Origin of the sequence: Methylomonas sp. MK1, assembly GCF_000365425.1 — a bacterium.
GTDB lineage: Bacteria > Pseudomonadota > Gammaproteobacteria > Methylococcales > Methylomonadaceae > Methylomonas.
This window is the reverse complement of sequence record NZ_AQOV01000001.1, coordinates 2,925,667-2,937,669: the sequence shown is the minus strand read 5'-3', so window position 1 is coordinate 2,937,669 and position 12,003 is coordinate 2,925,667. Positions and strand designations below refer to the sequence as shown.

The following is a 12,003-nucleotide window of genomic DNA, read 5'->3' as shown; positions in this document are numbered from 1 at the left end:
AACCGATACTGCGTCCGGCGTGCTGGCTAGTATTCGACTGTATCGATGGCGGTGCTAAACGCTTTTAATTGTAGGCTATCGAATGGCCAATTCAGTTGATTTTGGCTTTGGGCGTGCCACAACACAGGAATCAACACACCATACTCCACCTGCCATTGCTCGTTGTCCATAATGTCCCTGCTGGTAAAATCCAGCCCGGCGGCTACCAATAACGCTTCCGCCTCTTCGCACAAATGACAGCCTTCAGTGCCGAACAGGATAAAATCCGTCATTACTTTAGCGGTTAATGGTTTAAATGCGCCGCCAACCAACGTTCTGCCACTTCGATCTTCAGGCCTTTGCGCCGCGCGTAGTCCTCTAACTGATCCTGATCGATCTTACCGACGTTGAAATACTGCGAGTCCGGATGCGAGAAATACCAACCGCTAACCGCCGCAGTCGGATACATTGCGAAGTTTTCGGTTAGTTCGATAGTGGTGTTTTCAGTGACATTCAGCAATTCGAACAACTTGGCTTTTTCGGTGTGGTCCGGGCAGGCCGGATAGCCTGGCGCTGGACGGATACCTTGATACGCTTCCTCGATTAGGGCATGGTTGTCGTGTTGTTCATCTTCGGCATAGCCCCAGTAATCGCGGCGTACAGCTTGGTGCATGTATTCCGCAAAGGCTTCGGCTAGACGGTCGGCTAACGCTTTCAGCATAATCGAACTGTAGTCATCATGATCTTTTTCGAACTCGGCCAGTTTGGTTTCGATGCCGATACCGGACGTCACCGCGAAACCTCCCAGATAGTCGGCAATGCCGCTACCGATCGGAGCGATGAAATCGGAAAGACAGTAGTTTGGCCGACCCGGCGCCTTGACGTTTTGCTGGCGCAAATGGTGCAGCGTTTCGCGTGGCTGGCTGCGGGTGTCGTCGGTATACAGCACGATGTCGTCGCCGTCGCTGTTGGCCGGGAAGAAGCCTATGACGGCCTTGGCTGTCAACCATTGCTCGCGAATCAGGTGTTTCAGCATCTCCTGAGCGTCTTCGAATAGCTTGGTGGCTTCGACGCCAACCACGTGATCGCTAAGAATGGCCGGATAGCTGCCGGACAATTCCCAAGTCTGGAAGAACGGCGTCCAGTCGATGTACCAAACCAGCGTATCCAGCGGGAAATTATCGACTACTTTGGTGCCGAGGAACTTAGGTTTAACCGGCTGATGGCTGGCGTAATTGAATTTGTTCTGCCGGGCTTTTTCCAGATTATGTTGTGGATTCTTAGCGTGTCGCCCCTTGTGACGCTCGCGCACCACTTCATACTCGGCACGGGTTTTTTCCACGAAATCGGCTTTTAAATCGTCGCTGAGCAGGGAGCTGACCACGCCGACACTGCGCGATGCATCGGTGACATAGACGGTCGGCGACTGGTAGTGCGGTTCGATTTTTACGGCGGTATGCGCGCGCGAAGTCGTCGCGCCGCCTATCATCAATGGAATCGTGAACCCTTGCCGCTGCATTTCCTTGGCGACATGCACCATTTCATCCAGCGACGGCGTGATCAGGCCGCTGAGGCCGATCACATCGACATTTTGCTCGCGGGCAGTTTTCAGAATCGTCTCGGCTGGCACCATCACGCCCAAATCGATGACTTCATAATTATTGCATTGCAATACCACGCCGACGATGTTTTTGCCGATGTCGTGTACGTCACCCTTGACGGTGGCCATCAGCACTTTGCCGTTGGTTTGCCGTTCGCTGCCGTCGACCTCGGCATCCATGAACGGCATCAGATAGGCAACGGCTTTTTTCATGACCCGCGCCGATTTCACCACTTGCGGCAGGAACATCTTGCCTTCGCCGAACAAATCGCCGACCACGTTCATGCCGTCCATCAAGGGGCCTTCGATGACGTGCAGCGGCTTTTCGGCTTCGAGCCTTGCCGCTTCGGTATCTTCTTCGATGTAATCGGCGATGCCTTTGACCAGCGCGTGTTCCAAACGCTTGCTGACCGGCCACTCGCGCCATTCCAGTGTTTCCACCTTGGCCGCCTGGCCACTACCGCGATATTTCTCGGCGATTTCCAGCAGCTTTTCGGTGCCTTCCGGAGTGCGATTCAGGATCACGTCTTCCACTGTATCGCGCAGCTCGGCGGGAATATCGGCATAAATCGCCAGCTGACCGGCGTTGACGATACCCATGTCCATGCCGGCTTGTACGGCGTGGTATAGGAAAACCGCGTGGATCGCTTCGCGCACCAGGTTGTTGCCGCGGAACGAGAACGACACGTTGGATACACCACCGGAGATTAATGCGTGCGGCAAAGTCTGCTTGATGATGCGGGTGGCTTCGATGAAATCGACGCCGTAATTGTTGTGTTCCTCAATGCCAGTGGCGACTGCAAAGATATTAGGGTCGAAGATGATGTCTTCCGGTGGGAAGCCGATTTGTTCGGTCAATATTTTGTAGGCGCGGGTGCAGATTTCCACCTTGCGCGCCATGGTATCGGCTTGGCCTTGTTCATCGAAGGCCATCACGATGACAGCGGCACCATAACGCCGCACCAGCTTGGCGTGCTTGATAAACGCTTCTTCGCCTTCCTTGATGGAGATCGAGTTAACGACGCCCTTACCCTGGATGCATTTCAGACCGGCTTCCAGAATTTCCCATTTCGAGGAATCCAGCATGATCGGTACTTTTGCGATATCCGGCTCGGCTGCCAACAGATTCAAAAAGCGCACCATTGCGGCTTTCGAATCCAGCATGCCTTCGTCCATGTTGATGTCGATAATCTGTGCGCCGTTTTCCACCTGCTGCTTGGCAACTTCCAAGGCTTCTTCGTAGCGTTCTTCGATGATCATTTTCTTGAAGATCGCCGAACCGGTGACGTTGGTGCGCTCGCCGACGTTAACGAACAAAGTCTCCGGACCGATGCTCATCGCTTCCAGCCCAGCCAGATGGCAACGTTTTTCCAGTTCCGGAATCCGGCGCGGCGGATATTTGTGCAGCGCGGCGACGATGGCACGGATGGTGTCTGGCGAGGTGCCGCAACAACCGCCGATGATGTTCAGATAGCCGCTGGCGGCCCAGTCGGCCAATTCGGCGGCCATTTGCTCCGGCGTTTCGTCGTATTCGCCGAATTCGTTCGGCAAGCCGGCATTAGGATGAGCGGAAACGTAGGTGTCGGCGATATTGGACAGTTCTTCTATGTACTGGCGCAGTTCCTGGGCACCCAACGCACAGTTAAAGCCAATCGAGATCGGTTGCACGTGCTTCAAGGAATACCAGAATGCGGCAGCGGTTTGTCCGGACAGCGTGCGGCCGGAGGCGTCGGTGATTGTGCCGGAGATCATCACCGGCAGTTTGTAGCCGAGTCTGTCGAAAGTCTGTTCGACCGCGAAAATCGCCGCTTTGGCATTCAGCGTATCGAATACGGTTTCGATCAGGATGATGTCGGCACCGCCGTCGATCAGGCCTTGAGTCGCTTCGCTGTATGCGGCGACCAGATCATCAAACGTGACGTTACGGAAGCCCGGATCATTGACATCCGGGGACATGGATGAGGTGCGATTGGTGGGTCCCAGTACACCGGCGACGAAGCGCGGTTTGTCGGGCGTTAGCGCACTGACTTCCTCGGCGGCCTGTTTGGCAACGCGGGCTGAGGCGACGTTAATCTCGTAAGCCAGATCCTCCATCCGATAATCCGCCATCGCAATACGGGTGGAGTTGAAAGTATTGGTTTCCAAAATATCCGAACCGGCATCCAGATAAGCGCGGTGAATGGCCTTGATTACCTCCGGCTGAGTAATCGATAATAAATCGTTGTTACCCTTAAGATCGACAGGCCAGTCGGCGAAGCGAGCGCCGCGATAGTCCTTCTCCTCCAATTTGTAGCTCTGTATCATGGTGCCCATCGCACCGTCCAGAAACAAAATCCGCTGAGATAATAACTGGTGTAATCTTTGTGTGCTGTTCATACTGCCTGATGGTCGCAAGGGTGAATGTACGGGTGGGCTAGTCCGTATTGTTATCAAACCAATTTTTGAGGGAAATCATGTCTAAACCCAGTCTATTGCATGTCGTAAAAAGCGTAATTGCCGCCGTGATCGGCGTGCAAAGCAATAAGAACAGAGAGGTTGATTTTCAGCATGGCTCTTTGCCTGCCTATATTGTCGTCGGGCTGATTGTGACTGTGTTGTTTATTTTAACGATAGTCAGCATCGTATCCGCAGTTACCGGCGGCTGAGGAATTTCAGTCGATAACGAAGCCCAAGCGGCCTTGGGCTTCGGAGTCAGCCTTTTAGTTGCTGGAGGTTTTGAAGCTGTTTTTGATGCTGACGAACAACTCTTTGATACCGCTGAACAGATTGGCCGGAGTCAACGCTTGTTTCAAAATAAACTGACAACGAATCAAAGCCACGGCCAGTACGCCGGCAAACGGCGGCAGTAATTCGAAGAAAACCGGCATGAACCAGCCGCCTGCGCCTTCCTGGGTTTTTCTATCGCCGACGCTGGTCAGGTCGCGATCATATTCGCCGCCGACATCTTTACCGTCCAAACCGTCGATGATCATGATGTTGATGTTGTAGAACATCACCTGAATGACCAAGAACACTATTGCACAGCCGGCTACCCACATCAGAACATTACCCGTTTTGGCTTTTATCAGGGTTTGATAAACCCAGATTGCCGTCAAAATCATTATTACGCCACCAATCATCTCTATTCCCCTTGTAACTGTTAACTATTTTTATAATTCTCAAAAATCTGGTTGAGAGGGCATACTACCATAATCCGCCTGGATGGCAATTACGGTCGGATGTTTCCCCGATAGCCATGAATCGCTTGACTTTGAAGGTGGCTAAAGTAACATATGAAGCTCGACCGCCAAAGACATGGCACATTTTATAACAACTAACTAAAGGTAGGAGGCACCCATGGGAGCGATCTTAGATTTAACAGAAATGCTGAAAGAACCGTCGGGCATGATTGGAGCGCTGGTTATCATCGCTGCAGGATACTTCTTTGTAAAATGGGTTTTTGCTGAGCCTAAAGACGAAGAGTAAGCTACACCCCTCGCTTACAAAGCTTTTCTGGAAAAAGCGGCTACGGATAGATCCCGTAGCCGCTTTTTTTTTTGCCTGAAGCATGCCTAGTTTAAATACCTTATAATCCGTGGCCTTTTGACCTGCCGACCCGCTATGTACAAACTGTTAGTTCAGAAAATAAATGTTCTTTATTCCAAAAAAGTACCCGCTACCGGCGTAGGCCTTTTCAGACTATTGTTCGGGTTGGTGACACTGCAGGAAGTGTTCTTTCTGCTGTATTTCAACCACTTGATATTCGATCCCATCCCGTTCATGGACGTCGAATTTCCGATGATTCCGTTCTTCCTGTGGCTGTGGGCGGTGGTGGCGTTTTGCTTGGTCATCGGCTACCGCTGCCAGACGGCCAGTATTGCAAATTACATTTTTTGGTTGCTGTTCGTCAATTTCACGCCGATGCAGCGCGATTTCGACGGCGGCTTTGATTTGTTCATGATCGGCGCCAATTTTTTTCTGATCTTCATGCCGATGGATCAGGCTTTCTCTGTGGATAGCCTCAGAAAAAAATTGCTGCGCCCGTTTGTGCATTATTCTCAATACCAGGCTCCAGAAGTGTCTGCATTGACCTATTATCTGCCGGTCGCGATTTGTCTGGGATTTTTATACTTTGATTCGGCGATCCACAAGATGTTTGCCGAACATTGGCGCAACGGCTTGGGTGCCTGGTTACCGTCTTCGATACCGTATTACATGTCAGCACTGGATTTGTCGTGGCTGTTAAATATCGAGATTCTGCAGAAAATCATCGGCTATACCATTATCGTGTTCCAGTTTACTTTCCTGTTGTTTTTCCATCGCCGCCAGTTTAGACGGCTGTACTTTCTGATCGGAATTTCCTTACATCTGGGCATTACCCTATCCTTCAATATCTACCCGTTCGGAATGGGGATGCTGATTTTCTACGCCTTGGTGATGCCATTTGCCTGGTATAGAAAAATTGGTGGGTTTCTACGCGCCAAACAGCCATTATTGACGGTGTTTTACGACCAACAATGCCCATTGTGCAATCGCACGGTTTTGACGCTGAATCATTTCGACGTTTTGCACGGTGTCGATTTCAAACCCGCACAAGTGTTTGCAATCGATTATCCGGCCCTAGCCGAGTTGGGCGAAGAGCGGCTACTGACTGATTTGTACGCGGTGGATAGTGACGGGCGGGTTTATGCCGGCGTTGATACTTACGCGCAGATTTTAATCTCGATGCGTTATACAGCGATTATAGGCTGGGCCATGAAGCTACCACTGCTTTATCAGTGGATATGCGGGCGTTATCGGGCAATTGCCGATTCGCGTGCGCGGCTGGTGTGCGATGTGAGTTGTCTGCCTACATCAGCCGAAAGCCTGCCGCCGAGCTTTTATGAACGAATTTTCGAGGCGGAGCATGCACTACCCGCCAGAAGTCGCGTACACAAAATCAGCAAAGTGTTGCTGGTATTGATCTTGTTTCAGTTCAACAGCAGCTTTCACTATGGCTTGTTGTACCGCTTGCATGTCGATACCCGCCAGTCGCCGATAACCAGCATGCTGGCGGATATGAGCAATGCTGTTTTAATGATGTCTCACACGTTTTTAGGTATCACTCCGCATGCCTTGTATTTGCACGACCATTTCGAAGGCTACGACCGTTTACTGGCCATTACCTACTTGGATGCCAACGGCGAAGAGCAATGGTTACCGTTTGTTGATCGGCAAGGCCGCCTGTTGGCGCCGAATTGGGGACGGGTGCATTCCATGTGGGCCAACATTGCGGTAACGCCGAATATCGACGAGCTGCGTTTGAAAAAATTCATCATGAAAGTTACGGCGTTCTGGGGAAAAAAGACCGGTTTAGAGTTGGATAGCACACAATTTATCGTCAAAATGAAGAGAATTCGAGCACCGTTTGAGTGGGAAAAAGACCTCAGGAACAGCAACTTGGCCGGAGAATGGCAAGCAATAGGCTCCGTACAGTGGGCAGGAAAGGACATAAAGATCAATCTGCCGAAAGACATCGATATTTTGTAAACATCTAGGGTATTGCATACTCGGTTTTGTCATGCTATAAATTTTGCGTGCTTGAATTTGAGTACACACAAAAATAAAAAACCTTTAAATCGGAGGATGTTATGAAAAAAGTATTTTCTGTCTTGGCTATGGTGATGATGATTGTAAGCTTGAGCGGTTGCATGGACGACCCAGACCAAGGCAATCCAAAACCAAAAGGCTATGGTTCACCTAGCCAACAAGGTTCAGGGGTTAAATAATCCTAGCCCTGGCAGGATATTCCTTCCTGAGTAAGGCCCACGCGAGTGGGCCTTATATTCCAGATTTTTTTCCTCCAAACAGATTTAGTTTGCGCCAAACTGCTTAGGCATGTTTAAATCTCGCCGTGCTTAATTTTTTGTTTAGATTCAGTACACGAAAAAATATAAAAAACTTTTATTTGGAGGATGTTATGAAAAAAGTATTATCTCTTTTAGCTATGACCCTGATGATTGTTGGCCTGAGCGGTTGCATGGACGATCCAGATGCGTCAAAACAAAAAGTTTCTAGCTCTACTTCTGTAGCGCTTTAATCTTTAAGCTTGAAAAAAAGGCCCGCGAAAGCGGGCCTTTTTTGTGGGTCAAGTTTTAATATCCTATTTCGATTTACCCCTCAGTTCGTTCCTCGTCGATTTCCTGCATCGCTTTATTGATCCATGCCTCGGCCTCTGCATTTATATCTTTCGATTTTTTATCGATGCTGCTAATGGCCGGCCCAATCTTCACCCTAATTACCCCTGGATATTTCAAAAAGCTGTTGCGTGGCCAATAGTCGCCGGCATTGTGCGCTAAGGGGATCACCGGAAAACCGGATTTTTGCGCCAGCATGGAGCCACCGGCGTTAAATTTTTTATGCGCTCCCGGCGCCACTCTGGTTCCTTCAGGAAACACCACCACAAACAAGCCTTCCTGCAAGCGCTGAATGCCTTGATCGATCAGCATTTTTAGCGCTTCTTTCTGATTTTGCCGGTCTATGGCGATGGGTTTTAATGTAGCTAGCGCCCAGCCGCCGAATGGAATTTGCAGCAACGATTTTTTCAGAACCGCGGTTTGCGGAGAAATAAATTGCCGCAAGGCCACCGTTTCCCAGGCCGACTGATGTTTGCTGAGAATAATCGCCGCGCTATCGCGCGGAATGTTTTCCAGCCCTTCCACTTTATAACTTAAGCCGCAACACAACTTCAGCATATACAGCAGGCAGTTGATCCAAATATCGGCGATTTTATAGCGCATCGGAAACGGCAGAAAAAATCCGCCCAAGATGGCTACTCCGACAATCAGCGTCGAGAATACTATGTATATGAACAACAATGTCGAGCCTAAATAGACTCTGAAATCAGCGTGTCGAGACGATGTGTGTGGCTGCGTCATAAAGATTATCGAAAATAGGAACGTTGAGGTGGGGATTATCAATAGCGGTTTTTTCGCCTTTCCCGGTTCTGACCAAAATCGGTTTGGCGCCGGCTGACTCGGCGGCCTGAATATCGCGCAAGGAGTCGCCAATTGCAAAAGTCCGACTCAAGTCCGCTTCCATTTCGGCGGCAAAACGCAGAAACAGTCCGTCCAGGGGCTTGCGGCAGTCGCAGATGTCGTTTGGGCCGTGTGGGCAAAAATAAATGGCTTCTATGCGTCCGCCAGCCTCAGCTGTCAAGCGCAGCATTTTGGCGTGTATCGCCTCCAACATCGCCAAATCGAACAAGCCTCTGGCAATCCCCGACTGATTGCTGATCACCACGACTTTGTAACCGTGCCGATTCAACAGCGCGATGGCTTCCAGGCTGCCGGCTAGCGGCAGCCATTCTTCGGGAGATTTGATAAAGTCGTCGGAATCGACATTGATAGTGCCGTCCCGATCCAGAATAACGTAACGCTCGGTCACGATTGCAATTTGGATATATCGGCAATTTTCAGGAATTGATTGGACAATTTGGCCAGCAATGCCAAACGGCTGTTGCGCAACGCTTCGTCGTCGGTATTGACCATTACCTTATCGAAAAACGCATCGACGCTATCGCGCAACTGCGCCAAACGGCTCAACGCCAGCGGATAATTCTGCTCTGCCAGCAAGGGCAAAATGTCGGTTTCCGATTGCTCGGCTGCCGCCAATAAGTTTTTCTCGGCCGCTTCGACCAGGGCGCCAATGGTCTCCGTAGGCGCTTGATCCGATTTTTTCAAAATATTGATGATGCGCTTGTTGGCCGCGGCCAGGCTTTCCGCTTCCGGCAAGGCTCTAAAGCTTTGCACGGCGCGAATACGCAGCATAAAATCCAAGGGGCTGGTCGGATTGACAGCCAGTACCGCTTCGAATTCGTGGCTAGTGTAGCCCTGATCCAGACAATACCCTTTTAAGCGGTCGAACAGAAAGCCGATCACTTTCTGCCGGGTTTCGACTTTATTAAAGTCGTGACTGAATTGATCCAGCGCCGCATCCAGCAGCTCCACAACATCCAAGGCGATACCGTTTTCGATCAGCACCCGCAAGATGCCCAGCGTGGCTCGACGCAAGGCATAAGGATCTTTATCGCCGGTTGGGATCAAGCCGGCGCTGAAAATACCGGCCAGGGTGTCTATTTTTTCCGCCAGCGCCAACACCTGGCCGATTTGGCCGCTCGGGGTCGCGCCGCCGGATTGCTTGGGATAATAATGTTCTTCCAAGGCCAGCGCCACGTCGGCATGCTCACCGTCGGCCGCCGCGTAATAACGGCCCATCGTACCTTGCAGGTTAGCAAATTCGCCGACCATATTGGTCATCAAATCGGTTTTAGCCAACAGTGCGGCGCGCTTCGCTAATTCGACATCGGCGCCCAACTTCTCGGCGATCAAGGCCGCCAAGCTGGCGACGCGTTCGGTTTTATCGAACAAAGTGCCCAGATCTTTTTGAAAGACGATGCTTTTCAGGCTCTCAACCCGCTCGGCCAGCGACTGTTTCCTATCCTGTTTCCAGAAAAACTCTGCGTCAACCAAGCGTGGCAACACCACGCGCTCGTTACCTTGACGAATGGAGTCAGGGTTAGAGCTCTCGATATTGGCGAAAGTAATGAAATGCGGTAACAGCCGGCCCGCCGCATTCTTCACTGGGAAATATTTTTGGTTAGACTGCATGGTAGTGATCAACACTTCCTGCGGCAATTCCAGAAAACGCGCGTCGAAATTACCGACTACCGGCACCGGCCATTCGTTGAGCGCTGCCACTTCTTCCAACAAATCGTCTTCGATATGGGCAATACCGCCAACATTGTTAGCCGCCTGATTCGCCGCATCGCGGATGATGGTCATGCGTTCTTCGAAGTCGGCCAGCACCTTGCCATGCTGTTTCAGAATATCCAGATATTCGTGCGGACTGCCAATGCTCAAATCCAGTGGCGAATGAAAGCGGTGGCCACGGGTGACGCGACCGGTAGTGCGACCGAGAATATCGGTAATCAGAATTTCGGAACCAAACAGCAAAACGGCCCAATGCACCGGCCGGGCAAATTCAGCGTCGAAACCGCCCCAACGCATACGTTTGGCAATCGGCAGATTGGCCAGGCTTTTGCGGATAATGTCAGGGATCAACTCGGCAGTGGCTTGGCCTTTCACTGCTTGTTTATAGATTAACCAAGCACCTTTGTCGGTTTCCAGCTTTTCCAATTCGTCAAAGCTGGCGCCACAACTGGCGGCAAAACCCAGTGCCGCCTTGCTCGGTGAACCGTCGGGACCGTACGCCGCCTGAATTGCCGGGCCGCGTTTTTCCACGACCTTGTCGGCCTGAAATGTTTGTAGATCGTCGATCAATACCGCCAACCGGCGCGGCGTAGCGTAAGCCCGGCCTTGATCGTAGCTCAAGCCGGCTTCCTGCAAGCCGGCCAGAATGTTGTCCAGCAAGGCTTGACTGAGTTTTTTCAACGACTTCGGGGGCAACTCCTCGCAGCCTAGTTCGAACAATAAATGATTGGTCTCGGTCATGTTACGCTCCCTGTCTAGCGAGAATCGGAAAGCCCAACGCTTCCCGGCGGTTGTAATAGGCTTCGGCGACCGACTTGGCCATGTTGCGTACCCGTAATATGTAACGTTGGCGCTCGGTAACCGAGATGGCGTGACGGGCATCGAGCAGGTTAAAGGAGTGGGAAGCTTTCAACACCATTTCGTAAGCAGGCAGCGGCAGGTTTTTTTCCAGCAGCATCAGGCATTCGCGCTCGTAGGTATCAAAGCATTGGAACAGGAATTCGACATTGGCGTGATCGAAGTTGAACTCCGACATTTCCACTTCATTTTGATGGAACACGTCGCCATAGGTCACCACGCCTTGCGGGCCACGGGTCCAGACCAAATCGTAGACGCTTTCCACACCTTGCAGATACATCGCGATCCGCTCCAGGCCATAGGTAATCTCTCCACTTACCGGCCGGCATTCCAGGCCGCCGACTTGTTGAAAGTAGGTAAATTGGGTGACTTCCATACCGTTAAGCCACACTTCCCAACCCAGCCCCCAGGCGCCCAGCGTTGGCGACTCCCAATTGTCTTCCACAAAACGAATGTCGTGTTCCAACAAATCCAGGCCCAAATGCCGCAAAGACCCCAGATACAATTCCTGGATATTATCCGGCGACGGCTTCATGATTACCTGAAACTGGTAATAGTGCTGCAAGCGGTTGGGGTTTTCACCGTAACGGCCATCGGTCGGACGGCGCGAAGGTTGCACGTAAGCGCTGTTCCATGGCTCCGGACCGATGGCGCGCAAGAAAGTGGCGGGGTGGAAAGTGCCGGCGCCGACTTCCTGATCCAAAGGCTGCAATAACACACAACCCTGATTCGACCAGTATTCCTGCAAGGTCAGAATCAGGCCCTGAAAAGTAGAGACATCGTTTTTGCTATTCGACACGTCGGGAGCCACTTGATAGATAAAAAATGAGTTTATTG

Annotated in this window: 11 protein-coding genes; 4 read left to right on the top strand and 7 right to left on the bottom strand. The window is 51.3% G+C overall.

All coding sequences use genetic code 11. The features are described from left to right. Positions 1-26: 26 nt before the first annotated feature. Both G006_RS0113920 and metH read right to left on the bottom strand, forming a co-directional pair. Positions 27-272 carry a glutaredoxin family protein gene (locus G006_RS0113920; protein ID WP_020483811.1) on the bottom strand — a complete coding sequence of 82 codons (246 nt, stop codon included), beginning with the start codon at positions 270-272 and terminating at the stop codon, positions 27-29. An 11-nt stretch (positions 273-283) separates the two neighbouring features. Beyond that, positions 284-3,955 carry a methionine synthase gene (metH, locus tag G006_RS0113915; RefSeq protein WP_020483810.1) on the bottom strand — a complete coding sequence of 1,224 codons (3,672 nt, stop codon included), beginning with the start codon at positions 3,953-3,955 and terminating at the stop codon, positions 284-286. 77 nt (positions 3,956-4,032) lie between these two features. On the opposite strand from metH, the gene G006_RS0113910 reads away from it, so the two are divergent. Next, on the top strand, positions 4,033-4,224 hold the full coding sequence (locus G006_RS0113910) for a DUF2970 domain-containing protein (RefSeq protein WP_020483809.1): 192 nt from the start codon (positions 4,033-4,035) through the stop codon (positions 4,222-4,224). Between the two features lie 54 nt (positions 4,225-4,278). On the opposite strand, the gene G006_RS0113905 is transcribed toward G006_RS0113910, so the two are convergent. After that, complete coding sequence (locus G006_RS0113905; protein ID WP_020483808.1) at positions 4,279-4,680, bottom strand: hypothetical protein; 402 nt, start codon at positions 4,678-4,680, stop codon at positions 4,279-4,281. A gap of 235 nt (positions 4,681-4,915) precedes the next feature. Here G006_RS0113905 and G006_RS29375 point away from each other — a divergent pair, with 235 nt between their 5' ends. From G006_RS29375 to G006_RS28875, 3 genes are all read left to right on the top strand, one after another. Then, positions 4,916-5,044 (top strand): hypothetical protein, encoded by a 129-nt coding sequence (locus G006_RS29375; protein ID WP_020483807.1) that lies wholly within the window; start codon positions 4,916-4,918, stop codon positions 5,042-5,044. 135 nt (positions 5,045-5,179) lie between these two features. Next, on the top strand, positions 5,180-7,087 hold the full coding sequence (locus tag G006_RS0113895) for a DCC1-like thiol-disulfide oxidoreductase family protein (protein WP_020483806.1): 1,908 nt from the start codon (positions 5,180-5,182) through the stop codon (positions 7,085-7,087). A 101-nt stretch (positions 7,088-7,188) separates the two neighbouring features. Further along, on the top strand, positions 7,189-7,326 hold the full coding sequence (locus tag G006_RS28875) for a hypothetical protein (RefSeq protein WP_020483805.1): 138 nt from the start codon (positions 7,189-7,191) through the stop codon (positions 7,324-7,326). 384 nt (positions 7,327-7,710) lie between these two features. On the opposite strand, the gene G006_RS0113885 is transcribed toward G006_RS28875, so the two are convergent. From G006_RS0113885 to glyQ, 4 genes are read right to left on the bottom strand one after another with little or no spacing between them, the layout of a single operon-like run. Further along, a complete protein-coding gene (locus G006_RS0113885; protein ID WP_033193934.1) occupies positions 7,711-8,475 on the bottom strand; it encodes a lysophospholipid acyltransferase family protein in 765 nt (254 codons plus the stop codon). Continuing rightward, the gene (gmhB, locus tag G006_RS0113880) at positions 8,441-8,983 is read right to left on the bottom strand and encodes a D-glycero-beta-D-manno-heptose 1,7-bisphosphate 7-phosphatase (protein WP_020483803.1); all 543 of its coding nucleotides are present in this window, start codon (positions 8,981-8,983) and stop codon (positions 8,441-8,443) included. The genes G006_RS0113885 and gmhB overlap by 35 nt, the downstream gene beginning before the upstream one ends. Further along, the gene (gene glyS / locus G006_RS0113875; protein WP_020483802.1) at positions 8,980-11,049 is read right to left on the bottom strand and encodes a glycine--tRNA ligase subunit beta; all 2,070 of its coding nucleotides are present in this window, start codon (positions 11,047-11,049) and stop codon (positions 8,980-8,982) included. The genes gmhB and glyS overlap by 4 nt, the downstream gene beginning before the upstream one ends. A 1-nt stretch (position 11,050) precedes the next feature. Then, positions 11,051-11,965: a glycine--tRNA ligase subunit alpha gene (gene glyQ / locus G006_RS0113870; RefSeq protein ID WP_020483801.1), complete on the bottom strand. Its 915-nt coding sequence runs from the start codon at positions 11,963-11,965 to the stop codon at positions 11,051-11,053. Positions 11,966-12,003: the final 38 nt, after the last annotated feature.